Annotated in this window: 29 protein-coding genes; 15 read left to right on the forward strand and 14 right to left on the reverse strand. The window is 67.1% G+C overall.

What is annotated here, in order from left to right:
* Positions 1 to 209 (reverse strand): sigma factor (locus QOC76_RS15525; RefSeq protein WP_526357922.1); only part of this gene is annotated, 209 nt, incomplete at its 3' end.
* 75 nt (positions 210 to 284) lie between these two features.
* A complete protein-coding gene (fadD8, locus tag QOC76_RS15530; protein WP_526357828.1) occupies positions 285 to 1,919 on the reverse strand; it encodes a fatty-acid--CoA ligase FadD8 in 1,635 nt (544 codons plus the stop codon).
* Positions 1,920 to 1,987: 68 nt separating this feature from the next.
* On the opposite strand from fadD8, the gene QOC76_RS15535 reads away from it, so the two are divergent.
* Positions 1,988 to 2,233 (forward strand): DUF3253 domain-containing protein, encoded by a 246-nt coding sequence (locus QOC76_RS15535; protein WP_526357830.1) that lies wholly within the window; start codon positions 1,988 to 1,990, stop codon positions 2,231 to 2,233.
* Between the two features lie 7 nt (positions 2,234 to 2,240).
* On the opposite strand, the gene QOC76_RS15540 is transcribed toward QOC76_RS15535, so the two are convergent.
* Positions 2,241 to 2,708: a YciI family protein gene (locus tag QOC76_RS15540; RefSeq protein ID WP_526357832.1), complete on the reverse strand. Its 468-nt coding sequence runs from the start codon at positions 2,706 to 2,708 to the stop codon at positions 2,241 to 2,243.
* A 202-nt stretch (positions 2,709 to 2,910) separates the two neighbouring features.
* Here QOC76_RS15540 and QOC76_RS15545 point away from each other — a divergent pair, with 202 nt between their 5' ends.
* Together QOC76_RS15545 and QOC76_RS15550 are read left to right on the forward strand one after the other, a co-directional pair.
* A complete protein-coding gene (locus tag QOC76_RS15545) occupies positions 2,911 to 3,687 on the forward strand; it encodes a hypothetical protein (protein WP_526357834.1) in 777 nt (258 codons plus the stop codon).
* Between the two features lie 282 nt (positions 3,688 to 3,969).
* Positions 3,970 to 5,400, forward strand: coding sequence for an amidohydrolase (locus tag QOC76_RS15550; protein WP_526357836.1), 1,431 nt, complete (start codon positions 3,970 to 3,972; stop codon positions 5,398 to 5,400).
* Here QOC76_RS15550 and QOC76_RS15555 read toward each other — a convergent pair.
* Complete coding sequence (locus QOC76_RS15555) at positions 5,385 to 6,008, reverse strand: PadR family transcriptional regulator (RefSeq protein ID WP_526357838.1); 624 nt, start codon at positions 6,006 to 6,008, stop codon at positions 5,385 to 5,387. The two genes, QOC76_RS15550 and QOC76_RS15555, sit on opposite strands and share 16 nt — an antisense overlap.
* Before the next feature lie 61 nt (positions 6,009 to 6,069).
* Here QOC76_RS15555 and QOC76_RS15560 point away from each other — a divergent pair, with 61 nt between their 5' ends.
* The gene (locus QOC76_RS15560; protein WP_526357840.1) at positions 6,070 to 6,456 is read left to right on the forward strand and encodes a hypothetical protein; all 387 of its coding nucleotides are present in this window, start codon (positions 6,070 to 6,072) and stop codon (positions 6,454 to 6,456) included.
* 38 nt (positions 6,457 to 6,494) lie between these two features.
* Positions 6,495 to 6,887, forward strand: coding sequence for a hypothetical protein (locus QOC76_RS15565; protein WP_526357842.1), 393 nt, complete (start codon positions 6,495 to 6,497; stop codon positions 6,885 to 6,887).
* 3 nt (positions 6,888 to 6,890) lie between these two features.
* Here the strand turns inward: QOC76_RS15565 and QOC76_RS15570 are convergent, their stop codons facing one another.
* A complete protein-coding gene (locus tag QOC76_RS15570; protein WP_526357844.1) occupies positions 6,891 to 7,514 on the reverse strand; it encodes a heme-binding protein in 624 nt (207 codons plus the stop codon).
* Positions 7,514 to 7,996: a TspO/MBR family protein gene (locus QOC76_RS15575; RefSeq protein ID WP_526357846.1), complete on the reverse strand. Its 483-nt coding sequence runs from the start codon at positions 7,994 to 7,996 to the stop codon at positions 7,514 to 7,516. Before QOC76_RS15575 ends, QOC76_RS15570 begins: the two co-directional genes overlap by 1 nt.
* 222 nt (positions 7,997 to 8,218) lie before the next feature.
* Between QOC76_RS15575 and QOC76_RS15580 the strand changes: the two genes are divergently transcribed.
* Entirely contained in the window at positions 8,219 to 9,193 is a 975-nt protein-coding gene (locus QOC76_RS15580) for an o-succinylbenzoate synthase (RefSeq protein ID WP_526357848.1), read from the forward strand.
* Here QOC76_RS15580 and QOC76_RS15585 read toward each other — a convergent pair.
* From QOC76_RS15585 to QOC76_RS15595, 3 genes are read right to left on the reverse strand one after another with little or no spacing between them, the layout of a single operon-like run.
* Positions 9,164 to 9,379: a hypothetical protein gene (locus QOC76_RS15585; protein ID WP_526357850.1), complete on the reverse strand. Its 216-nt coding sequence runs from the start codon at positions 9,377 to 9,379 to the stop codon at positions 9,164 to 9,166. The two genes, QOC76_RS15580 and QOC76_RS15585, sit on opposite strands and share 30 nt — an antisense overlap.
* A 35-nt stretch (positions 9,380 to 9,414) precedes the next feature.
* Entirely contained in the window at positions 9,415 to 10,275 is an 861-nt protein-coding gene (locus QOC76_RS15590) for an oxygenase MpaB family protein (RefSeq protein ID WP_526357852.1), read from the reverse strand.
* Complete coding sequence (locus QOC76_RS15595) at positions 10,272 to 10,496, reverse strand: hypothetical protein (RefSeq protein WP_526357854.1); 225 nt, start codon at positions 10,494 to 10,496, stop codon at positions 10,272 to 10,274. The genes QOC76_RS15590 and QOC76_RS15595 overlap by 4 nt, the downstream gene beginning before the upstream one ends.
* A 120-nt stretch (positions 10,497 to 10,616) precedes the next feature.
* On the opposite strand from QOC76_RS15595, the gene QOC76_RS15600 reads away from it, so the two are divergent.
* Genes QOC76_RS15600 through QOC76_RS15620 form a run of 5 tightly spaced genes read left to right on the forward strand, consistent with a single transcriptional unit; the run spans position 10,617 to position 15,313 of the window.
* A complete protein-coding gene (locus tag QOC76_RS15600) occupies positions 10,617 to 11,585 on the forward strand; it encodes a GlxA family transcriptional regulator (RefSeq protein ID WP_526357856.1) in 969 nt (322 codons plus the stop codon).
* 10 nt (positions 11,586 to 11,595) lie between these two features.
* Positions 11,596 to 12,339: a DJ-1/PfpI family protein gene (locus QOC76_RS15605; RefSeq protein WP_526357858.1), complete on the forward strand. Its 744-nt coding sequence runs from the start codon at positions 11,596 to 11,598 to the stop codon at positions 12,337 to 12,339.
* Positions 12,336 to 13,112, forward strand: coding sequence for an alpha/beta fold hydrolase (locus tag QOC76_RS15610; RefSeq protein WP_526357860.1), 777 nt, complete (start codon positions 12,336 to 12,338; stop codon positions 13,110 to 13,112). The genes QOC76_RS15605 and QOC76_RS15610 overlap by 4 nt, the downstream gene beginning before the upstream one ends.
* A gap of 9 nt (positions 13,113 to 13,121) precedes the next feature.
* Positions 13,122 to 14,774 carry a 2-succinyl-5-enolpyruvyl-6-hydroxy-3-cyclohexene-1-carboxylic-acid synthase gene (gene menD, locus QOC76_RS15615; RefSeq protein ID WP_526357862.1) on the forward strand — a complete coding sequence of 551 codons (1,653 nt, stop codon included), beginning with the start codon at positions 13,122 to 13,124 and terminating at the stop codon, positions 14,772 to 14,774.
* Positions 14,771 to 15,313: a DUF3592 domain-containing protein gene (locus QOC76_RS15620; RefSeq protein ID WP_526357864.1), complete on the forward strand. Its 543-nt coding sequence runs from the start codon at positions 14,771 to 14,773 to the stop codon at positions 15,311 to 15,313. The genes menD and QOC76_RS15620 overlap by 4 nt, the downstream gene beginning before the upstream one ends.
* Here QOC76_RS15620 and QOC76_RS15625 read toward each other — a convergent pair.
* Positions 15,271 to 15,978, reverse strand: a complete 708-nt coding sequence (locus tag QOC76_RS15625) for a DsbA family protein (RefSeq protein WP_526357866.1) — start codon at positions 15,976 to 15,978, stop codon at positions 15,271 to 15,273. The genes QOC76_RS15620 and QOC76_RS15625 overlap by 43 nt on opposite strands.
* 133 nt (positions 15,979 to 16,111) lie before the next feature.
* Between QOC76_RS15625 and QOC76_RS15630 the strand changes: the two genes are divergently transcribed.
* Positions 16,112 to 17,239 carry a glycosyltransferase family 4 protein gene (locus tag QOC76_RS15630; protein WP_526357868.1) on the forward strand — a complete coding sequence of 376 codons (1,128 nt, stop codon included), beginning with the start codon at positions 16,112 to 16,114 and terminating at the stop codon, positions 17,237 to 17,239.
* Between the two features lie 4 nt (positions 17,240 to 17,243).
* Here QOC76_RS15630 and QOC76_RS15635 read toward each other — a convergent pair whose 3' ends face one another.
* Together QOC76_RS15635 and QOC76_RS15640 are read right to left on the reverse strand one after the other, a co-directional pair.
* Entirely contained in the window at positions 17,244 to 18,185 is a 942-nt protein-coding gene (locus tag QOC76_RS15635; protein ID WP_526357870.1) for an alpha/beta hydrolase, read from the reverse strand.
* A gap of 213 nt (positions 18,186 to 18,398) precedes the next feature.
* Positions 18,399 to 19,223, reverse strand: a complete 825-nt coding sequence (locus QOC76_RS15640; protein WP_526357872.1) for an SDR family oxidoreductase — start codon at positions 19,221 to 19,223, stop codon at positions 18,399 to 18,401.
* Between the two features lie 70 nt (positions 19,224 to 19,293).
* Here QOC76_RS15640 and QOC76_RS15645 point away from each other — a divergent pair, with 70 nt between their 5' ends.
* Together QOC76_RS15645 and QOC76_RS15650 are read left to right on the forward strand one after the other, a co-directional pair.
* Positions 19,294 to 19,986 (forward strand): demethylmenaquinone methyltransferase, encoded by a 693-nt coding sequence (locus QOC76_RS15645; protein ID WP_526357874.1) that lies wholly within the window; start codon positions 19,294 to 19,296, stop codon positions 19,984 to 19,986.
* Between the two features lie 9 nt (positions 19,987 to 19,995).
* Complete coding sequence (locus tag QOC76_RS15650) at positions 19,996 to 21,051, forward strand: alpha/beta hydrolase (protein WP_526357876.1); 1,056 nt, start codon at positions 19,996 to 19,998, stop codon at positions 21,049 to 21,051.
* Positions 21,052 to 21,183: 132 nt separating this feature from the next.
* On the opposite strand, the gene QOC76_RS15655 is transcribed toward QOC76_RS15650, so the two are convergent.
* Positions 21,184 to 21,597: a GAF domain-containing protein gene (locus QOC76_RS15655; protein WP_526357924.1), complete on the reverse strand. Its 414-nt coding sequence runs from the start codon at positions 21,595 to 21,597 to the stop codon at positions 21,184 to 21,186.
* Positions 21,598 to 21,727: 130 nt separating this feature from the next.
* Positions 21,728 to 22,948, reverse strand: a complete 1,221-nt coding sequence (menJ, locus tag QOC76_RS15660; protein ID WP_526357878.1) for a menaquinone reductase MenJ — start codon at positions 22,946 to 22,948, stop codon at positions 21,728 to 21,730.
* Between the two features lie 21 nt (positions 22,949 to 22,969).
* Between menJ and grcC1 the strand changes: the two genes are divergently transcribed.
* Positions 22,970 to 23,977, forward strand: a complete 1,008-nt coding sequence (gene grcC1 / locus QOC76_RS15665) for a nonaprenyl/(2E,6E)-farnesyl/geranylgeranyl diphosphat synthase (protein WP_526357880.1) — start codon at positions 22,970 to 22,972, stop codon at positions 23,975 to 23,977.
* Positions 23,978 to 23,988 lie beyond the last annotated feature (11 nt).

Consider the following 23,988-nt stretch of genomic DNA (forward strand, 5'->3'; position numbering starts at 1 on the left):
TACTTCGTGTCGTGGTTGTCCTGCCGGCGCCTGTGGTCGATCGCCTGGCGCTTGGCGACCGTGGTCAGCCTTGCCCCGGCGTTGGGGGGCACGCCGCTGGTCGGCCATTGCGTCAGCGCGTCGACGAGGGCCTCCTGCGCCAGGTCCTCGGCCAGCCCGACGTCCCCGACGGTCCGGGTCAGCGTCGCGACGATCTTGGCGGCCTCCATCCGCCAGACGGCGTCGACGGTGTGGCGTAGATCGGTCGTCGGCACACGCCTATGGTGCCCTGCTCGCAGAACGACTCAGCCGACGGCGCGGCCCGCGCCCTCCCAGAACTGCGCGCGCACCGCCTTCTTGTCCGGCTTGCCGAGCGCCGTTACCGGCACCGAGTCGACGACGATCACCTGTTTTGGCGATTGCACCGAACCCTTGCGGTCCTTGACCGCGGCCTGAATCTCGGCCGTCAGCTTCGCGACCGCTTCGTCGTCGCTCGCCGCGTCGGGCCGCAGCACGATCACCGCGGTCACCGCCTCGCCCCACTTCTCGTCCGGTGTGCCGATGACGCAGACCTGGGCGACCGAAGGGTGTTCGGCCACAACGTCTTCCACCTCGCGCGGGAAGACGTTGAAGCCGCCCGTGACGATCATGTCCTTGGTGCGGTCGACGATGTACCAGAACCCGTCGGAGTCCTCGCGGGCCAGATCGCCGGTGTGCATCCAGCCGTCCCGGAATGTCTCGGCCGTCGCCTCGGGCTTGTTCCAGTAGCCGCCGGAGACCAGCGGTCCACTGACGCAGATCTCGCCGACTTCGCCCTGCGGCACCGGGTTTCCGTTCTCGTCGAGCAGTGCGGTGCGGGCGAACACCGTCGGCCGCCCGCACGACGTCAGCCTCTTCTCGTCGTGATCACCCTTGGGCAGATAGGTGATCACCATCGGGGCCTCGGACTGTCCGTAGTACTGGGCGAAGATGGGACCGAACCGGTCGATCGCCTCGCGCAACCGCACGGGGTTCATCGCCGACGCGCCGTAGTACACCGTCTCCAGCGACGACAGGTCACGCGTGTGCGAGTCCGGGTGGTCCATCAGCGCGTAGATCATCGACGGCACCAGCATCGTCGCCGTGATCCTCTGCTCCTCGATGGTCCTGAGCACCTCGGCCGGGTCGAACTTGGTCAGCACGAAGAGCTGGCCGCCTTTGATGATGGTCGGCACGAAGAACGCCGCACCCGCATGCGACAGCGGCGTGCACATCAGGAAGTTCGGCCGCTCGGGCCATTCCCACTCGGCGAGCTGGATCGTCGTCATCGTGGTGATCGACGCCACCGTGCCGATCACACCCTTGGGTTTGCCGGTGGTACCGCCGGTGTACGCCATGCCGCCGATGTGGTCGGGCGGCAGGTCGGCGGCGACCACCGGTTTCGGAGAGTACTTCGCGGCTTCGGCGGTCAGGTCGACGGCCACGTCGGAGAGCGCGTCGGGCACCGGTCCGATCGTCAGGACCTGCTTGAGGCCCGGCACCTTCTCCAACAGCCCCTGCGCGCGCTCCACGAACATCGGGTTCGGGTCGATGATCAGCGACGTGACACCCGCGTCGTTCAACACGTATGCGTGGTCGTCCAGTGAGCCGAGCGGGTGTAGCGCCGTGCGCCGGTAGCCCTGGGTCTGGCCGGCGCCGAGGATCATCAGCACCTCTGGCCGGTTGAGCGACAGCAGACCTGTTGCGACGCCGTTGCCGGCACCGAGCGCCTCGAACGCCTGAATGTACTGGCTGATGCGGTCGGCGAGTTCACCACCGGTCAGGGTGGTGTCGCCGAGGAACAGCACGGGCTTGTCCCTGTTCCGCTTGAGGGCACCCACCGTGAGGTGGCCGGAGTGCAGTGGATGGCGCAGCAGGTCGCCCGACGAACGCTCGCGTGAGGAGGCATCAGCCTGAGTCATACAAGACAGACTAGAACGTGTTATAGAAATGGTGGCAAGGGCCGTGGGATTCGTCTTGACTCGAAGCCATGAGTGAGCAGCGGCTGCGGATCGCGATCCTCGACCTGACCCGTGAACGAGGCCCGGTGAAGAGCATCTGCCCGTCGGATGCCGCTCGCGCCGTCGGCGGTGATGACTGGCGCGATCTGATGGAGCAGGCCCGCGACGTCGCACGAGACCTTGCCAGGACAGGCGACGTGGAGATCACCCAGGGCGGCGACGTCGTCGACCCCGACGCAACCTGGCGCGGACCCATCAGGATCCGCGCCAGGTAGGTATGCATCAGCTGCCGAAATTGTCGGCGTCCGCGCGCGCCTGCGCCGCGATCTTCTCGGCCAGTTCGGCCCTCCACTGGATCTCCTTCTCGATCCACGGGTTATCCGCCGGAAACTCCTCGGTCTCGGACACCCGGCGCACCTCGAGCTTGACGCCCTTGCCCAGCGGCACCTTCTGCGCCCACTGCTTGGCCTCTTCCTTTGACGACACGTCGAGGATCCAGAACCCGTTGAACAGCTCCTTGGCCTCGGTGTACGGGCCGTCGGTGACGACCGGCGGATCGGCGTTGAAGTCGACGACGAAGCCCTCCTCGGGTCCGGTCAGGCCCTCACCGGCCAGCATCACGCCGGCCTTGATGAGCTCCTCGTTGAAGCGGCCCATCGCTTCGATGATTTGGTCGAAGTCGATGTTCTGCTCCGCCATCGCCACCTCGGCCTCGGGGGTGGACCGCATGATCAGCATGTAGCGCGACATCTTCTGTCTCCTTCTTAGTGGTGGAAGGGGCGCGTCCATCGTGCCCTCGTTGACACGTCGAACGACAACCGGGCGGATTCGACAGGGCTGTCGAAAAAATCTCCAAAAAGTTTCCAGAAAAGTGTGCGACTGCCGTCGATCCATCGCTCCTACCCGTGAGAGCAGCCCAAACCGGGAAGCACCACCGCCTACAGGAGAGATCATGAACAGCTACTACGGCCCCCAGAACAGCTACTACGGCCAGCCAAATACCTACTACGCGCAGGTTCCGCAGCCGCAGTACGCCCCGATGCCGGTCGCCCCGCAGAATTCCGGTTCCGGCATGAAGATGGCCGCAGGAGCGCTGGCCCTGCTCGCCGTCGGTATCGGCGCCTTCGCGGTCGTGCTCGGCATGAAGCACAACGCCGGTGTGGAGAACACCAGCGCGCAGAGCGCGCCCAGCACCGTCTTCAACATCCCGTCGGAGATCAACATCCCGTCCCTTGGCACCTCGACGCCGAGTGCGCCGGTCGTCGTGAACAACCCGTCGCCCCGCGTCATCACGATCCCCGGCCGTGCGCCGGTTGCGCAGGCGCCCGTTGCGCAGGTGCCCGCGCAGCAGGCTCCGGTGCAGCAGCAGGCTCCGGCTCAGCAGCAGGCTCCGGTGCAGCAGCAGACACCAGCTCAGAACAACGGCGACGAGCAGGCCAAAGCCGATGCGCGGGCCAAGGCCGACGCACAGAAGAAGGCCGACGAGGAAGCCGCCGCAAAGAAGAAGGCTGACGACGATGCGGCCGCGACAAAGGCCGCGAACGCCAAGCAGGCCGCCGGCCTCAAGGCCCAAGCCGCCAGCCTGCGTCAGCAGGCCCAGCAGATCCGTATCAACGCGACGTTGCAGCTCCCGGGTACCCCGGCGAGGGCCGATCTGGAGAACCAGGCGGCCTCTCTCGAGGCGAGCGCCGCGTCGATGGAGGCTCAGGCCACCGCGCTCGGTGGCTGACCCGCCGATAACGGAAATCTCTCCCAACCCCAGCCCAGGCCTCCGCGGCCTGGGCTGGGCGCGTCGGTATGCGTTCTCGGCGGACCCTTCGAGGAAGATTGCCCCGTGCCCAACGCTGAGCTAGTCATCCACGGAACCGTGCTGACGGTCGACGACTCACAACCCACCGCACAGGCGCTGGCTGTTGCGGGTGGCCGGATAACGGCCGTCGGCAGCAGGGCCGACATCGACCCGCTCATCGGACCCGACACCGAGGTGCTCGACATCGGCGACGGCTGCGTATTGCCCGGACTGATCGAAGCGCACGGACACCCGCTGATGGAGGCCATCGCGTTGTCGGACCGGCTGGTCGACATCCGGCCGGTGACGATTGCCGACGCCGACGCCGTCGTTGCTGCGGTCAAGGCGGAGGTGGCCAAGCGCGGCGCCGAAGGCGCCTATCTCAACGGCTGGGACCCGCTACTGCAGGCCGGTCTTCCCGAGCCGACGCTCGACTGGCTCAACGGCATCGCGCCCGACAGCCCGCTGGTCGTCATTCACAACTCAGGCCACAAGGCGTTCTTCAACACAGCGGCGGCGGATCGGACCGGGCTGACCCGCGACACTCCCGACCCCAAGGGCGCCCAATACGGCCACGACGCCTCCGGCGAGTTGGACGGCACCGCGGAGGAAACCGGTGCGGTGTTCCCGCTGCTGACCGGCGCCATCCAGCCGAGCGACTACCCGGCGATGCTGCTCGCCGAGTGCGCGCGGCTCAACCGGGCCGGCCTGACGACGTGTTCGGAGATGGCCTTCGACCCGATGTTCCGGCCGATGCTCGACCAGTTGCGCGACCAACTGACGGTCCGGTTGCGCACCTACGAGATGTCGACCGCGAAGATGGCCACCGACGAGATGGTGGACAACGGCGACGACACGGTGCGTCAGGTCGGCATCAAGATCTGGGTCGACGGCTCGCCGTGGATCGGCAACATCGACCTGTCCTTCCCGTATCTGGACACCGCCGCCACCCGCACGATCGGTGTGGTGCCGGGCTCCTGCGGGCATGCGAACTACACCCGCGAGCAGCTCACCGAGATCGTCGAGGCCTACTTCCCGCTGGGATGGCAGATGGCGTGTCACGTGCAGGGGGACAAGGGTGTCGACACCATCCTCGACGTCTACGAGGAGGCGTTGAAGAAACATCCGCGCGCCGACCACCGGCTGCGGCTCGAGCACGTCGGCGCGATCAGCGACGAACAACTGCAGCGCGCAGCCGATCTCGGTGTCACCTGCAGCATTTTCGTCGATCAAATCCACTATTGGGGCGACATCATCGTCGACGGCCTGTTCGGGGCCGAACACGGATCACGTTGGATGCCATGCGGTTCCGCGGTCGCCACCGGCATGCGCATCTCGCTGCACAACGACCCGCCCGTCACGCCCGAGGAGCCGCTGCGCAACATCAGCGTCGCGGCGACGAGGACCGCACCGAGTGGCCGGGTGCTCGGGCCCGAGCAGCTGCTCACCGTCGAGCAGGCCATCCGGGCTCAGACGATCGACGCGGCATGGCAGCTGTTCAGCGACGACGCGATCGGCTCGCTGGAGGTCGGCAAGTACGCGGATTTCGTTGTGCTGTCGGCAGATCCGCGCGCAGTGCCTGTGGAAAAGATCGCCGATCTGGAGGTCCGTGCGACGTACCTGGCGGGCCGACAGGTCTACGGGTCGGGCTGAGCGAGCATCCGCTCCAACCGCTTGCGCGTTTCCTGCGTCAGTCCGACATCCCGGGTATCTGGCCATTCGTCGATCTCGGCGATGGTCCGTTCGCACCATTTGACCAGCAGGCGGTAGAAGTCGTCCATGAACAGCGCCAATGGTTCGACGAGGTGAAGCCGGTGGGGGAACGGACCACCGGTCTCGAGAATTTCTCGGGTGACCGCGTAGCCCGCCGTGTAGACCTCTCGCGCTTGCCGAGCGGTGACTTCCAGCGACTCGCGAAGGCTGTCCTTCGACGTCTGGTCCCCGAGGAACATCCGGAGAAAGCCCTCGACCTCGACGATGGGTGCGCTGGGCTCGGTGCCGAACCACTCGCCGAGTGCTGCCCGTCCTTCGGGCGTGATCGTGTATTGCGTGCGCTGTCGCCGTGCACCCTCGACGACCTCGGCGGTGGCGTGTCCCCGCTCGACGAGACGCTTGAGCTCCGCGTAAAGATGAGCCTCCGATCGCGGCCAGAAAAGATACATCCCGCGTTTGATCTGGGCGACCATTTCGTACGCGGTCCACGATTTGATGCCGAGCAGGCCCAGCAGCGCGAACGATGTGGTGGTCGGCTTGGAAGTCATCTGTTGACAATACTCCAATGTGGAGTAACTTATCGCTCCAGACTAGAGTATGGAGGCCGGCATGAACGACACCGACAACGGCGCCATCGTCGATACCGATCGTGACGAGTTGAGGGACCGCATCGAGGTGATGCGCCAGCGGTTCTATCGACTCGCCCGCTCTGCAGATCCACATGCCACTCGGCCGGGTTTGGCCTGGACGGTTCAACAGGTCGTCGCGCATGTGCTCTGCGTTGCGCTGCGGTACCGATCGTTCATCGAGACCGGTGATTTTCGCCGCGCCAAGAATCCGCGTGAGCTCGATCGACTCAACCAGGACGAGATGGAGGCGCAGATGGCGCCGATATCCGAACTGGTCGACCAGCTCGAAGCGTTGGAGCCGATGAGGATGCTTGGTTCGACGGCCTTCGCGACGACTTTGCCGGTGAGTTCCACTGCGGTGCAATAATTTCCGGGCCCGTCGTTCAGATCAACTGGCTCGGTGAATTGATCTTGCACGGAGACGACATCGCCCGGTCCATCGGCGCGCCCTGGGACATCAGCGAGCGCGACATGCTCCTCTACCTGCGCGAGGCCGCCGAGGTAGCGCCGGTATACGCGCGAGCAGATATGGACCCCCGCACCGACATCTGCATCGCCTTGCAGGTTCCAGATGCGCGCCCGTATGTCGTCCGCGTGCGCGACGGCGCCGTCGAGATGCGCGCACGTCGGCCGGGCGACCGGCCCGATGCCGTCGTGAAGGTGCCGGCCGCGACGTTGGCGGCGATGCTTCTCGACCGCATCGGTCCCGTGACGGCAGTGCGGCGCGGTCTCCGGATCGTCGGCGGCCGGCGGCCGTGGAAGGCGATGAAGCTGCAGTCCTGTATCGAATCCGCCTGACCTTCAGCTCTTCACAGGCATGGCGATCTCGTTGCGGCGCCGGAACGGAAGCGTCCACGGAGGATCGTAGAACCACGCAACGGGTTCGCCCGTCGACTCGATTCCTTTGTCGCGCAGGATCTTCGCCAGTTTCTCGGTCTTAGCCGTGACGGCGGGAGCGCTGCGGTCGCCGCTGAACCGCAGCACCGCCACCGTCTCTCCCGGCACGGTCACCAACGCGACGTTGTCGTCGTCGGGCGCCGGAAGCGTGTCCATCGTCCACTTGGACGGCATGAAGAATCGGATCGTCCAACGGTGCTCGGACGTCCGTGATTGGCCGACAGGAGCCGTCATCGCGATGCCGTCGCCGCCGGACTGCTGGGCGACCGGTGCGGTCATGGAGATCTCTTGATCGCGGTGGTTGCCGCCGAAGATGTAGTTGGCCAGGCGCCGGAACCCGATGTTGCGGGCGTGGGCCTCGTCTGCGGCGACCGTCGTTTCGGCCGCGATGCGGGGACCGTACTTGCGCAACTCGACATGGTCGGTGAGCGGTGCGCTGATGTAGTGCGGCTCTTCGGTGCCGATTCGAATGCCGAGGATCGACAGGACGGATTCCGCAATCTGGCCGGGCAGCCTGGTGATCTTCATCAGTGTCGATTGAGCTTCCAGATATGGGTGGACAGAACGCTCGCGAACGCGCACCACAGCGGATAGAGCGCAAGCGGTGCTGCGCGGGTACCGCGAACGGAGGCCGCGCGGCGGGTCAGGTCGGCACTGCTGACCGTCAATATTCCGGCGACGATTGCCGACGTGCCGAGCCGACGCTTGGTGAAGAACAGCCATGACCAACTGCCGTTGAGCACCAGGTTGGCGGCCAGCGCGGCGAGGTATGCGCGTCGCTCGCCGGATTGCCCGCGGTCGTCGAGGTCGTCGAGTGTCGACGCCGACACGGCCGCGATGTCTGCATACAGGATGGGCCAGACAATCGGAAAGGCCTGCCTCGGAGGCTGATACGGCGGCTTCTTGAGCGCCCGGTACCACGTCGACTGTGCCGGGCGGCTCGCCAGGCCGCCCAGCACACCGGTCGCGGTGACCGCCAAAGCAGTCGAAGCCAAAGTACGAGTTGCCATCACTATCGACGCCCTCCGCTACGCGCTGGTGTGCGCGAACCCAACGGGTTGTTGTCGCCGGCGATGCCTGCGACGGCGTAAGAGGGAAGGGAGACATTCATGGCGCACCTCAGGGTTCTGCGGTAGTTAAGTAACTTAAATGTATCCGATGGCGATGCTTTCTAATCCCCGAAGTCATTACCGAAAAATGACCGGGCCATGACGTCAGGAATCATTGACCCTGTGCCGTCAGTAACGGAGATCGTCGATCGCATGCATGTCGTCGCGCTGCCGATGCGGGTGAAGTTCCGAGGCATCACCGTTCGCGAGCTGGCGCTGATCGACGGGCCGGCGGGCTGGGGCGAGTTCGGTGCCTTCCCCGAGTACCAGCCGCCAGAAGCGGCGGCCTGGCTGGCCGCGGCTGTCGAGGCTGCATACAGACCGCCGCCGCCGACGCACCGCGACCGGATTCCGATCAACGCGACGGTCCCGGCCGTCCCCGCCGCCCGGGTACCCGAAGTTCTGGCGCGGTTCCCCGGCGCCCGCACCGCCAAGGTGAAGGTCGCCGAGCCGGGCCAGACGCTCGCCGACGACGTGGCCCGCGTCAACGCCGTCCGCGAGCACGTGTCGACGGTTCGGGTCGACGCCAACGGCGGTTGGAGCGTCGCCGAGGCAGCCGCCGCGGCCGCGGCGTTGACCGCTGACGGGCCGCTGGAGTACCTCGAGCAGCCCTGCGCGACGGTGCCGGAACTGGCCGAACTGCGTCGGCTCGTCGAGGTGCCGATCGCCGCCGACGAGAGCATCCGCAAGGCCGAGGACCCCTTACACGTCGTGCGGTCCGGCGCCGCCGACATCGCCGTGCTGAAGGTCGCGCCATTGGGTGGCGTCGCCAGGATGCTGGCCATCGCCCGGCAGATCGACATCCCGGTGGTGGTGTCGAGCGCGCTCGACTCGGCGGTCGGCATCGGCCGGGGCCTGCTGGCCGCCGGTGCATTGCCGGAGCTTCGGCACGCCTGCGGGCTGGGCACCGGCGGGTTGTTCGTCGACGACGTCGCCGAACCGATGACGCCCGTCGACGGCTATCTGCCCGTCGCGACCGTCACTCCCGATCTGGCTCGGCTGCAGGCGTTGGCGGCACCGCCCGATCGGCGTCAGTGGTGGATCGACCGAATCACGGCCTGCTATGAATCAGGACGCGCAGACCTCGTGGCCGAATAGCAGGAACGGCCACAGCGCGGTCGTCGCTCCGAACGCCGCGAGTTCGGCGCCCGCGGGCATGCGTGTGTGTAGCCGGTCTTCGATCCGCGCAACGTCGTCGGCGTTGAGGAACGTCCAGACGATACCGACGACGAGGTAGGGGATCGCGATCCACATGGCGAACTCGAGCATCGCCTCGATGCTCACCTTCCGACTCAACAGCCGACGCAGGGCGGCCACCGTCACACCAGGCTGGTGTGTGCGCGGATCCGCCTGCGCACGTCGGCCAGAACGATGAAGCTACCGCCCTGGCGGACGAACACCGGCAGAAACCGATTCGCGAAAGCGACGAGAACGAAAAGCCATTCGAAGCGGCGCTGCTTGCCCTTACTCCAGCGCAGACCCAACGCGTCCCTGAAGACTGGAGCGAGGAAGCCGTTCGTGAGGAACTTCAGCAGTGGCCGAAAGGGCAGCCCCACAACAGGGTTGATCATCCGCAGGTTGATCAGATCGAGCAGATACTCGCGGACGGGAGCGTCGATGACGACCTGCTTGCACGCGTTGTCCCAGTAGGCGTCGAACTCGGTACGCGTCGCCGGCCATTGATCCTCGGTGACCTGCAGGGTCGTGCCCAACGTCCACGATGAGCGGTAGAACTGCTCGGCCTGGTCGGCCGTCATCTCGCCGCGCAGCAACGTGTAGGTGTCCTCGAGACCGACGAAAAGGCATGCCGCCACCCACATTTGCAGCTCGCGGTCGAATCCGCTGTACGTCACCGGGCTCTCGGCGGTGGAGATCACCTGGCGGTGAACTCCGTCGACCGCCGCACGGAACGCGGCACGGTCCTCATCGGAGCCGAACACCGCGACCGCAAGGTACTGCGACGTCGTACGGAGCCTCTTCCACGGATGTACGAGGATGCTGCCCGAGTCGACCTTGCTCTCCACGACGCCGTATCCGACACCGGGTGATGCCAATTGCATGACCACGTTGGCCGCCGCGCCGGCGAACGACCAGAAGTCCATGGCCTCCTTCACAGAGACCTCGGCCTCGGGATCCCAGCGCGCGGTCCGCCTGGTGACCTCGATACGGGTGCCGGTCATGCCAAGCAGACATCTGAGAACAGCAACTCCGGCCAGCTGACGACCGAGCCGAGAATCGACATCGTGCGATCGGTTCCGGTCAGTCCGCCGAGGTGGGCGGTATGGGTGGCCGACCACATCACGCCGATCACCAGGTAGGCAGTCGCGGCGAGGACGGCCGTCCCGATCCACTCGGCGATCGTCATTTCCAGGCGTAGAAACTTCTGCAGCGTGGCAAGCACGCGTCTATGTTAATGATCATTCCGCGCTGGTCTGGCCGTTCGGCGACAATCGACGGCGTGTCCTGATCTGTGGGGTACAGGGCGTAGACGACAACGATGTCGCGGGTCGACACTGGAACCGTGACGCGATCGGTGGTGATCCTCGGCTATCCCGGTGTTCAGGCGCTGGACGTGGCCGGGCCGTTCGACGTGTTCACCGGCGCAACGCTGAAACTGGCCGCCCAGAACCGCGCCGACGACGGTTACGACGTGACCATCGCGTCCGTCGACGGTCAGCAGGTCGCCACCGGCACCGGGCTCGTGCTCGTCGCGCAACCCCTTCCCGACCCGGACGGGCCCATCGACACCGTCGTGCTTCCCGGTGGTTGGGGCCTGGACGAGGCACGGAAGAACGCCGCGCTCGTCGACTGGGTGAAGGCGGTGTACGGCACCGCCCGCAGGGTCGTCAGCGTCTGCACCGGTGCGTTCCTGGCGGCGGAGGCGGGATTGCTGGACGGCTGCCGGGCGACCACGCACTGGGCCTTCGCGGATGATCTCGCCCGCGAATTCCCCTCCATAGCAGTCGATCCCGATCCGATCTTCGTACGGAGTTCGCCGACGGTGTGGACGGCGGCCGGGGTCACCGCCGGGATCGACCTGGCGCTGGCACTGGTCGAGGAAGACCACGGCACCGAGGTGGCGCAGACGGTGGCGCGGTACCTCGTGCTGTACCTGCGGCGGCCCGGCGGGCAGAGCCAGTTCGCGGCGCCGGTGTGGATGCCCCGCGCGAAGCGGGCGCCGATCCGCGAGGTTCAGGAGTCTATCGAGGCCGAACCCGCTGCCGCGCACAGCATTTGTGATTTGGCGCGTCGCGCATCGATGAGCCCGCGGCATTTCACCCGGGTGTTCACCGGCGAGGTGGGCGAGGCGCCGGGCGCATACGTCGAACGCATCCGCACCGAGGCGGCGCGTCGGCAATTGGAGGAGACCGACGACACCGTCACCGTCATCGCCGCACGCTGCGGCTTCGGAACCGCAGAGACCCTGCGCCGCAATTTCGTTCGAAGAATGGGCATTTCGCCCGACCAGTACCGCAAAGCATTCGCCTAGAGGAGCAATCATGCAGATCGCCATCGTGCTGTACCCCGGCTTCACCGCGCTGGACTTCATCGGACCATACGAGAGCCTGCGCATGCTGCCCGACACCGAAGTGCGCTTCGTGTGGCACCAGCCGGGCCCGATCACAGCGGACTCCGGCGTGCTCGTGGTCGGGGCGACGCACTCGTTCGACGAAACACCCTCTCCCGACGTCGTTCTCGTGCCCGGTGGATTCTCGACGATGGAGCATGCCCGCGACGAGAAGGTGCTCGATTGGCTGCGAAGCACACATGAGACCGCGACGTGGACGGCGTCGGTGTGCTCCGGTTCGATACTGCTCGCCGCCGCCGGTTTGCTGGAGGGCAAGCGCGCCACCTCGCACTGGGCGGCGCTTTCGGCGTTGAAGGCGTTGGGCGTCAAAGCTGTCAGCGATGAGCGCATCGTCCACGAGGGCGATGTAGTCACGTGTGCGGGTGTGTCGGCCGGCATCGATCTGGGGCTGTGGCTGGCGGGCCAGATCGGGGGCGAGGGCCGTGCCAAGGTCATTCAGTTGTCGATGGAGTACGACCCGCAGCCGCCGTTCGACTCCGGCCACATGTCGAAGGCGTCGGCGACGACCAAGGCAGCGGCCACGGCGCTGATGTCCAAGGATCTGATCAAGCCCAGGCAGCTGAAGGCCGCGACGGGACTGTTGTGGGACAGCGCCATCGACCGGGCCCGGGCGAAGCGTCGCAACCGACGGGCTCGCGTAGCCTCAGCTGGGTGAATCTGGCCTACGACGACAGTGGCTCCGGGGACCCGGTCCTGTTCATCGCCGGTAGAGCCGGCGCAGGCCGCACCTGGCATCTGTATCAGGTGCCGGCCTTCCAACGAGCCGGCTACCGGACGATCACCTTCGACAACCGGGGGATCGGTGCGACGGCGCAGGCGTCCGACTTCGGCATCGAGCAGATGGTCGCCGACACCGCGGCGCTGATCGAGAAGCTGGACGCCGCGCCCGTGCGCATCGTGGCGCTGTCGATGGGTTCGTTCATCGCGCAGGAGCTCATGCTGGCCAGCCCGAAACTGGTCCGTTCGGCCGTGCTGCTGGCCACCAGGGGCCGCCACGACCGCACCCGTGACTTCTTCCGCATCGCCGAACGCGAACTGGCCGACGCCGGCATCGAGCTGCCCGCCACCTACGACGCGAAGCTGCGGCTACTGGAGAGCTTCTCGCCGAAGACGCTCAACGACGACCATGCGGTGCGCGACTGGATCGACATGTTCACCGTGTGGCCCCAGAAGCCGACACCCGGGCTGCGGGCTCAGCTCGAGGTCGGACCCCATGACAACCGGCTGCCGGCTTACCGAAGTATTACGACCCCGGTGCTCGTCATCGGGTTCAGCGATGACATCGCGCTGCCGCCGCACCTGGGCCGGGAGGTCGCCGACGCGCTGCCCAACGGCCGCTACCTGGAGATTGCCGATGCCGGACACCTCGGGTTCCTCGAGAAACCGCAGGAAGTGAGCGCGGCGGCGCTGAAATTCTTCGCCGAATAGGCTGTAGTGGTGAACCCATCGACGGCACAGGCCCGTGTCGTCGTCGACGAACTGATTCGCGGCGGCGTGCGCGACATCGTGCTGTGCCCCGGCTCGCGCAACGCGCCGCTGGCGTTCGCGCTGCACGACGCCGATCGTGAGGGCCGGATCCGGCTGCACGTCCGCATCGACGAGCGCACCGCCGGATTCCTTGCGATCGGGCTGACGCTGGCCGAAGGCGCTCCGGTCTGCGTGGCGATGACGTCGGGCACCGCGGTCGCCAACCTCGGACCCGCGGTGGTCGAGGCCAACTACGCGCGGGTCCCGATGATCGTGCTCTCGGCCAACAGGCCGTACGAGCTGCTCGGCACCGGCGCGAACCAGACGATGGAGCAGCTCGGTTATTTCGGCACCCAGATGCGGGAGAACATCAGCCTCGGGCTCGCCCCGGATCTGAAGAGCGCGGCGCCGGGTGAGCTGGACAAGTTCAACGCGCAGTGGCGATCGGCGACATGTCGAGTGTTGGTGGCCGCCACTGGTTCTCGCACCGCGAACGCCGGCCCGGTGCAGTTCGACATCCCGCTGCGCGAACCGCTGGTGCCCGACCGCGACTCGGACCCGTCGACGTCCTACGCGCCGCAGGGAAGACCGGGCGGCAAGCCGTGGACCTACACCCCGCCGGTGGCGTTCGACCAGCCGCTCGACATCGACCTGACACCGGACACCGTCGTCATCGCCGGGCACGGCGCGGGCGCGCACCCGAACCTGGCGGCCCTTCCGACGGTGGCCGAGCCGACCGCCCCACCCGCCGACAACCCGCTGCATCCGATGGCGTTGCCCCTGCTTCGCCCGCAGCAGGTGATCATGCTGGGCCGCCCGACGCTGCACCGGCCGGTATCGGCACTGCTCGCCGACTCGTCGGTGCCGGTGTACGCGCTGACCACCGGCCCCCGATGGCCCGACGTCTCGGGCAACTCGCAGGCGACGGGAACCCGCGCCGTGATCACCGGTGAGCCGAATCCGGCCTGGCTGCGGCGCTGCGCCGCGGTCAACGCGCAGGCCACCGAGGCGGTACGCGGCCAGCTCAACGCGCATCCGCTGACGACAGGGCTGCACGTCGCCGCCGCGGTGGCGGGCTCGTTGCGCGAGGGCGACCAGTTGGTGCTGGGCGCGTCGAACCCGGTTCGCGACGCGGCGCTGGTCGGTTTGAACGCGCACGGCCTCCAGGTGCGGTCCAACCGCGGTGTCGCCGGCATCGACGGCACGGTGTCCACGACGATCGGCGCTGCGCTGGCGCATGACCGCACCGGCGGGCGAACGATCGCGCTGATGGGTGACCTGACCTTCGTGCACGACAGCTCGGGGCTGTTGATCGGGCCGACCGAGCCGACGCCGCTTCATCTGACGATCGTGGTGTCCAACGACAACGGCGGCGGCATTTTCGAGCTCCTCGAGCAGGGCGACCCCCGGTTCTCCGATGTGTCGTCGCGCATCTTCGGCACTCCGCACGACGTGGACGTCGGCGCGCTGTGCCGGGCGTATCACGTGGAAAGTCGCCAGATGGAGGTCGGCGATCTTGCCGCCGCCCTCAACGAACCGTTCGACGGCATGCGGGTACTGGAGGTGAAGGCCGACCGGTCGTCGCTGCGGGCGCTGCACGCATCGATCAAGGCGGCGCTGTGATCGAACGGGTGAAACGCTTGGTGCGCCGCGTTCTCCCGCAAGTGATTCCGCACCTGTACGGCGAGCCCGGCGAGACTCACACCCAACGGACCTTCCGTCGAATACGTATCGGCGTGGTGCTGGTGGCGTGTCTGGTGACGTTGCAGTCACTGCTGTTGGTGCTTGGCGCATGGCGCAACGACCGGCAGATCGAAGGCAACATGGGCGTGGCCGCGGCCGAGGTGCTCAGCGCGGGACCGCGGCGCTCGACGGTCGAGTTCGTCACCCCCGACCGCGTCACCTACCGGCCCGAGCTCGGTGTGCTGTATCCGTCCGAATTGGACACGGGCATGCGAATTTACGTTGAGTACGACAAGGACAACCCGGACCTCGTTCGGGTGCAGGATCGCAACGCGGCGCTGGCGATCATCCCGGCCGGCTCGATTGCGGTGGTCGGCTGGCTGGTCGCGGGCGCGGCGCTGACGGCGTTGACGTTCTTCGAGCGCAGGCTGGCGCGTCAGACCGAGGACAACAAGTTGGCCAGCCAGTCTTTGTCGTGAAGGTCGACCTTCTGCTTGGTGCCCAGATCGTAAACCGTTGGCGTACCGGTGCTTATCGGGTCGATCCCGATCAGCGCGCCGTAGTTGTAGGCCGCCATTTCACCGATGTTGACATTGCCCGCGGCCTCACCGTCGCCTACCCTGCCCGCGACATCGGCAGGTAGGCCCGAGTCCTCCGCCATCTTCGCCATCTGCTGGTCGCTGGGCCCAGGCCCGCCGGGTTCCTGGTGAGCCCATAGGTCTTCGACGAACCGCTGGAACTCCAGTCCCGATGACATGTTCGCTTCGTCGGTCGCCTCGGGCGCTCCGACCGCGAGAAACAGCGCATTGGCGACGCGCGCCGAATGTTCATCGGTGCTCGGGGTGTCCAGAAAAGTCAGCGGGCGGTAGGTCACCGCGAGCTCGCCGAGGTTGATGGAGCGCTCGATGTCCCCGCCGTATGCGGACTGCAACTCTTCGCAGTGATTGCACTGCGGTTCGGTGTACAACTCGATCTGCACAGGTGCGTCAGGGTAGCCCGCCACGATGCCGTATCCGTCGTCTGACAGAGCCAGCGGCGGCTGCGTCGGATCCGGAGTCGCGGTGCCGGCGATCTGGTTGGTGCAGCCGACAGCGCCGATGAGCAGAGCCGCCGTCGCCGCCACGGCCGCACGGCCAATTCGCATGTCAACCGTCCTTCCTTGGTGCGCAGACTACCCGCCCGCCGACCGCGATGGTCGTGGCTATCGGCACGAGAACTTTGCGTGTCGTATCCCCGGATGCAACCCCGGAGACAGCCGCCGATGCCACTATCTTGATGTGCGCGTTGCGATCGTCGCAGAATCGTTCCTCCCGAATGTCAACGGCGTCACCAACTCGGTGCTTCGGGTGATGGAGCACCTCCGCCAGCACGGTCATGAGATCCTTGTCATCGCCCCGGACACACCGCGCCGCGATCCGCCCGCGGACCGCGTCCACGAGGGTGTCCGGATACACCGGGTGCCTTCGCGGATGTTCCCGAAGATCACCTCGCTCCCGCTGGGAGTGCCCCGGCCCCGGATGGTCAGCGTGCTAAAGGGTTTCGACCCCGACATCGTCCACCTGGCGTCTCCTGCGCTGCTCGGCTGGGGCGGTATGCATACGGCGCGATATCTCGGCGTGCCGACCGTTGCGATATTCCAAACGGACATAGCAGGTTTCGCGGAGAGCTACGGTATAGGCTTCACAGCGAAAGCAGCATGGGCATGGACGCGGATGGTGCACAGCCGTGTCGACCGCACCCTGGCGCCGTCGACGTCCGCAATGGAAAACCTTGCCGCGCATCGTATTCCTCGAGTCCACAAGTGGGCCCGTGGCGTCGATATCGCCGGGTACGCACCGTCCGCACGTGACGAGCAGTTGCGCCGAAAGTGGTCGCCTGCCGGTAGGCCGGTCGTCGGCTTCGTCGGGCGGCTGGCTCCCGAGAAGCACGTCGAGCGCCTCGCCGTGCTGGGCCGCCGCGAGGACCTTCAGCTGGTCATCGTCGGCGACGGTGTGGACCGAGCCAAGCTCGAAGCCGCCTTGCCGACCGCGGTTTTCACCGGCGCGCTCTACGGTGAGGAACTCGCCACCGCCTATGCCAGCATGGACGTCTTCGTCCATCCTGGCGAGCACGAGACCTTCTGCCAGACCGTGCAGGAGGCGATGGCGTCAGGCCTACCCGTCATAGCCCCCGACGCGGGTGGGCCGCGAGACCTGGTGGCGCCGATGCACACCGGACTGCTGCTGCCGGTACCCGAGTTCGAGGACCGGCTCGCAACGTCGGTTGACCACCTGCTCGCCGAGCGTCAGCGCTACTCCCTGGCAGCCCGCCGCAGCGTGCTCGGCCGCACCTGGCCGGCAATCTGCGACGAGCTGATCGGCCACTACCAGGCTGTGCTCGGCACCCGCGGCGTCAAGGCCGCATAGAACGTCAGGCGCCCAGCGTGCGCTGAATGTCCGGCTTCATGGCGGTGAGCTGAGCGTTCCAATATCCCCAGCTGTGTGTGCCGTTCGGCGGGAAGTTGAAGTTGGCGTTGCGTCCGCCTGCCGCCGTGTAAGCGTTCTGGAAGGCGATGTTGCTGTCCTTGGTCAGCCCTTCCAGGAACGTCGCGGGCAGGTCTGCCCCGCCCAACTCGGTCGGGGTGCCGTTACCCGTGTAGACCCACAGGCGAGTGCCGTTGGACGCCAACTTGCCGGCTTGCAGCGTCGGGTCGTTGCGCTGCCACGCAGGTCCGCCGCCGGGACCCCACATCGCGGTGGCGTCGAAGCCGCCCGCGTCGCGCATTGCGAAGCCGATCAGCGTGGGCCAGACCCCCTGGGACGGGTTCAGGAAACCGGACAGCGAGCCGGCGTAGCGGAACTGGTTGGGATGGTAGGCCGCCAGGATCAGCGCCGCATTGCCCGACATCGACAGTCCGACGACCGCGTTGCCGCTCTGCGAGATGCCCTTGTTGGCCGCCAGGTAGGCGGGCAGCTCGGACGTCAAAAACGTCTCCCACTGGTAGTTGTAAGTCTGGCCGTTGCCGACTGCCGGTGACTGCCAGTTGGTGTAGAAGCTCGACATGCCGCCGACGGGCATGACGACGGACACACCCGACTGGTAGAAGGTCTCGAACGCCGGCGTTTCGATGTCCCAGCCGCTGTTGTCGTCGCGGGCGCGCAGCCCGTCGAGCAGGTAGACGGCCTTGGATCCGCCGCCCTGGAACCTCACCGGAATGTCGCGGCCCATCGCGGCCGACGGCACCATCAGCGTCTCAACCGGAAGACCCGGCCGCGAGAATGCCCCTGCGGTGGCGGACCCGCCGGCGATGGCGATCAGGGCAGGCAGCATGAGCGCCGCCACCGCCCCGGCCAACCAGTTATGGAATTTCATCGTCGTTGCACATCCTTCGTCGACGGACCGCGAACGGGCCGCCGGTTCGTGTCATGAAGTGGTATCGCCAGCGCTATGGCCTGGCCGCCGGGAGTGGACGCAGCTTCTTCGCGCCCCCTGTTAGTTCGCACGGCTTTCTGTTCCCGCTGTTCCCGTTAGCAAACGGGCGAATCATTACGGGTTTGTCATAGTCGTCACACGACTGCGCCGTCGTCAGCCTTGGGCAAGCACCGAGACCGGCTGCCACTGCTCCCATGTCTTGAGCCGGTTCTCGTAGTCGTTCTTGGCCAGCTGCAGTGGGGCCTCGCCGAAGAAGACGCGCAGCGGCGGCTCGGGTGCGTCGACCACCTTCAGGATCGCGGCCGCGGACGCCTTGGGATCGCCCGGCTTCGACACACGCTGCGCACGCGCGCGGTCGGCGGCCTCGTGCACCTCGTTGTAGTCGGGCAGCGGGTTCGAGCGCTTGGACGATGGACCCGCCCAGTCGGTGTCGAAGCCGCCGGGTTCGATCAGCGTCACATGAACGCCGAACGGGGAGACCTCCTGCGCCAGCGCCTGGGAGAACCCCTCGAGCGCCCACTTCGACGCGTGGTAGATGCCGACGTTCTGGAAGGCGGTGATGCCGCCGATGGAGGACACCTGAATGATGTGCCCGCTGCCTTGTGCCCGCAGGTAGGGCAGCGCGGCCTGGGTGACCCACAGCGCGCCGAACAGGTTCGTCTCGATCTGGGCGCGCGCCTCGGCCTCGGTGAGTTCCTCGATGAAGCCGAAGTGCCCGTAGCCGGCGTTGTTGACGACGATGTCCAGCCTGCCGAAGTGGTCGTGCGCCTGTTTGACCGCGGCGAAGTCCGCGTCGCGATCGTTGACGTCCAACTGGATCGGCAGTAGTGCGTCGCCGTACCTCTGGGCCAGGTCGGACAGGGTCGCGGTATCGCGTGCGGTCGCAGCGACCTTGTCGCCGCGCTCCAGGGCCGCGATCGCCCATTCCCTGCCGAAGCCACGCGATGTGCCGGTGATGAACCAAACTTTTTCAGCCACGTCTTGAAGAATGCCCACGACAGCGCTGGGCATTCCCGCTCTACGCAACTCCACAGGTAGCGTTTCCGGCGTGAACAGGGCGTCGCTGGACAAAGACCCGCGCGAAGTGGCGTCGATGTTCGACGCGGTCGCGCGGCGCTACGACCTGACCAACACCGTCTTATCGCTCGGCCAGGACCGGTTCTGGCGGCGCGCGACGAGGTCTGCGCTGCGCATCGGACCGGACGACAACGTGCTCGACCTGGCGGCGGGCACGGCGGTGTCGACGGAGGAGCTGGCCCGCTCAGGGGCGTGGTGTGTGGCCGCGGACTTCTCGGTCGGGATGCTCGCCGCGGGGGTGAGTCGTGCCGTGCCGAAGGTTGCGGGTGACGCGACACGGCTGCCGTTCGCCGACGGGGTGTTCGACGCGGTGACGATCAGCTTCGGGTTGCGCAACGTCGTCGACCACACCGCGGGCCTGCGTGAGATGGCGCGGGTGACGCGGCCGGGCGGGCGCCTCGTGGTGTGTGAATTCTCGACGCCGACCAACGGCCCGTTCGCGACGGTTTACAAGGAGTACCTGATGCAGGCGCTGCCACGGATCGCGCGGACGGTGTCGTCGAACCCGGATGCCTATGTGTATCTGGCCGAGTCGATCCGGGCGTGGCCCGACCAGGCGCAACTGGCGCGCCAGATCGCCGACGCGGGCTGGTCGACGGTGCGCTGGCGCAATCTCACCGGCGGAATCGTCGCGCTGCACGCTGCCGTGAAGCCCCCGCGCTAGGGTCGCGGGATGTACGGCCGCCTGGCGGATCCCCACTGCACCATCGGCACCGATCCGCGGGCCGATCCCCGAATGGTCAAGGCGCTGGCGCCTTTCGGGCTCGACGGCCACATGCCCGTACCGCCGGTGACTCCCGATTCGCCGATGGAGGACCGGCTGGCCACCGTCGCGGCGACGGAAAAGCGGATGGGCGCCGTGATCGAGGCGTTGGCGCAAAACCTGCCGATTGCCACGGGCGTCGCGACCATGACGACGACCATCACCGGCGTCGAGGGCAACGACATCGCGTTGTACATCACCCATCCCATTCCGGCCGGAGGCGAGCTGCCGGGCGTCGTGCATTTCCACGGTGGCGGCATGGCCATCAACAGCGTGACCGATACGAGCTACACGCGGGCACGCGAAAACCTGGCCGCCACAGGGCTTGTGGTCGTCGGCGTGGAATTCCGTAACGCTGGCGGACGGCTCGGCCCGCACCCATATCCCGCTGGGCTCAACGACTGTGCGTCCGCCATCCGATGGGCGTATGCCAACCGCACGGATCTCGGCATCAGCCACCTCATCACCTGCGGTGAATCCGGCGGCGGCAACTTGACTCTCACCACTGTGCACAAGGCCAAACGGGAGGGCTGGCTTAATGAGATCGCGGGCGCCTATGCCCAGTGCCCGTTTCTTTCCGGCCGCTGGTACGAGCAGCCAGACGAGCTGCCTTCGCTGAAGGAGTATGACGGGTACTTCCTCACCCGCGAGATCATGGGACTCGCGGGCACCGTGTACGACCCAACCGGTGAGCACTCGCGCGACGCGGCCTGCTACGCGGGGTGGGCGACCGACGAGGAGCTCAGTGGCCTTCCGCCGCATATCATTTCGGTCAACGAGATCGACCCCCTGCGCGACGAGGGACTGCTCTACTACCGCAGGCTGGTCCGCGCGGGGGTGCCCGCAGTCGGCCGCATAGTCGTAGGCACCGGCCACGGCTGCGACGTGCTGCTGGGCGGTTTTCTGCCCGAGGTCTTCGCGGCTACCATCCGCGATGTCAGCGGCTTCGCGAAGTCCCTCGCCTAATCGCCAAGCCCCTAGCCCCGCGAGCCGCCTAGCCCCGCGAGCCGCCTAGCCCCGCGAGCCGCCTAGCCCCGCGAGCGGGCGTGTTTGCACACGACACGCCGCAAGTTTGTGGCGAACCGCGCACGCTCGCGGCTAGTTGAGCTCGTCCCAAAGCCGCTGGCTTTCGACGCCGACGGTGCGATCGTGCGTCTGCTGAAAGTTGCGGCCGCCCCGTCGAAATGTGGCGACGACCGCCGCGGGCACCGCAGGCTCGAGCAACGGCTCTGCCAGCCAGCACGTCGGCCGCACATGAACCAAATCGACTGCCGCAGCGGCCGAATCGTCATCGTAGAAGTACGCGCCGTCGATGCGGCCAAGCCAGTACAGCCCGTCGGGATCGCGGGTCCAGACCAACGAACCGTCGACGACATCACGGAATCGCGCGATGCGGCGGCCCAGACGGTCGTCCGCTGTCGCCTCGCCAGCGCCGCCGAATCCACAGAGCCCGCGAGCCAGCGCCCGCTCGATCGCCTCCGCTGGGTCGACGTCACCGCGACGCGACCGCATCGGCGCTCGGTACACGGCGACGGTCACACGTTCATCTTCGACGAGCGTGCACGTTCCGCCGCTTTCCTGCGGCGTGTCGCGGAGCAGACACGCACGCTCGCGGAGCAGACAGACACGCACGCTCGCGGAGTTACGAGAACGGCGGCCGACGGTCGAGGCGCCGCGACCCGGCGCCCGCACCCCGCCACACCCGCGCGACCCAGTCCGCGTCCTCGTCGGTGACGAGGTTGGCCATCACCCGCACCGCGAGGTTCATCAAGAAAGTGGACCGCATCGCGATCGGACCCGTCGCCGGCAGGAAGCGCGGGAACGTCAGCAGCAGCGCCAGCCGACGGGCGACGGAGAACCCACGTGCGTAGTGCTGTTGCAGCAGTGCCGGCCACGCCGCCGTCAGATCGCCCGATCCGAGCATCTCCGCGGCCAACCTGCCCGTCTCCAACCCGTAGTCGATGCCCTCGCCGTTAAGCGGGTTGACGCAGGCCGCGGCATCCCCGATCAGCATCCAGTTCGGCCCGGCCACCCCGGACACCGCACCACCCATCGGCAGCAGCGCGGACAAACCCAGTCGCGGCTCACCCTCAAAGCCCCATTCCTTACGTCTCAATGACGCGTAATACGACATCAACGGCCGCAGTGCCGCATCCGCGGGCCGTTTCGAGGTCGCCAGCGCACCGACGCCGATATTCACCTCGCCGTTGCCCAGCGGGAAGATCCAGCCATAGCCCGGCAGCACCTCGCCCTCCGGCGACCGCAATTCCAGATGCGACGTGATCCACGGCTCGCCGGCGCGCGGCGTCGCGATGTATCCGCGAATCGCCACGCCGTACACCGTCTCCTTGTGCCACTCCCGACCGAGGGCGCGACCCAGAGTGGAGCGCGCACCGTCGGCCACGATCAGATGCTCGCAGCCGACCTCCGCGCCGGAATCCAGCAGCACCGATGACACCCGCCCGACTGAATCACGTTGAAACGACACGGCTTTGACGCCCAGCATCATTTTCGCACCTTCGTCGACCGCGACCATCCGAATGCGGTCGTCGAGCTCGGTTCGGGGCACAGCGCTGCTGGTTGCCGGAAACGACGGCCCCGGCCATGGAATCTCGACGTCAGAACCGAAGCCGGACATCCGCAGCCCGTGGTGCGCAATGCGGCCCTCGAGCCACGGCCCGAGGCCCAGCAGCTGCATCTCGGCGATCGCCCGCGGGGTCAGGCCGTCGCCGCACGCCTTGTCGCGGGGGAACTGGGCGGAGTCGATCACCAGCACGTCGCGGCCGTTGCGGGCCGCCCACGCAGCCGCGGCCGAGCCCGCGGGTCCTGCGCCGACGACGACCACGTCAGCTCTGGTGTTCATGCTTCCCAGTATGTTGGGAGGGTGAGGACACCGGCGAGTGTGGTCGCAGGCGTGGACTTCGGCGACCCCGCCTTTGCGCAGCAGGTCCGCGAAGGCGTCGCCCGCATCGAGGACTTGATGTCCACTGAGCTGGGCAAAGCCGACGAGCTGATGGCCGAGGCCGTGCAGCATCTGTTCCAGGCCGGCGGTAAGCGCTTCCGCCCGTTGTTCACCGTGCTGTCCGCTCAGCTGGGCCCCGACCCCGACAACTGGCAGGTCTCCGTCGCAGGCGCCGTGATCGAGCTGGTGCACCTGGCCACGCTCTACCACGACGATGTGATGGACGAGGCGCAGGTGCGCCGCGGCGCTCCCAGCGCGAACGCTAGGTGGAGCAACAACATCGCGATCCTTGCGGGCGACTATTTGTTCGCGACGGCCTCGCGGCTGGTCTCGCGCCTCGGTCCGGACGCGGTGCGGGTCATCGCCGAGACCTTCGCTCAGCTCGTCACCGGCCAGATGCGGGAGACCCGCGGCGCCGCCGACCACGTCGACTCCGTCGAGCACTACCTGAAGGTGGTGTACGAGAAGACGGCCTGCCTGATCGCGGCGTCCGGCCGCTTCGGCGGCACCTTCTCCGGCGCCGGCGAGGAACAGATCGAGCGGCTGAGCCGGCTGGGCGGAATCGTCGGGACGGTGTTCCAGATCTCCGACGACATCATCGACATCGACAGCGACCCCGACGAGTCCGGCAAGGTGCCCGGCACCGACCTGCGCGAAGGTGTGCATACGCTGCCGGTGCTCTATGCCCTGCGTGAAACGGGCCCGGACGCCGACCGGCTGCGCGAACTGCTGGCCGGCCCGGTCGAGGACGACGCCGAGCTGGCTGAGGCGCTGAATCTGCTGCGCACGTCACCGGGCATCGTTCACGCCAAGGCGACCGTCGCCCGATACGCCAAGCAGGCCCGCGACGAACTGGCGAACCTCCCCGAAGGGCCCGGCAGGCAGGCGTTGGCTTCGCTGGTCGACTACACGATCAATCGCCACGGCTGAGGAACCCGCGA

This window comes from Mycobacterium sp. (genome assembly GCF_032159565.1).
GTDB lineage: Bacteria > Actinomycetota > Actinomycetes > Mycobacteriales > Mycobacteriaceae > Mycobacterium.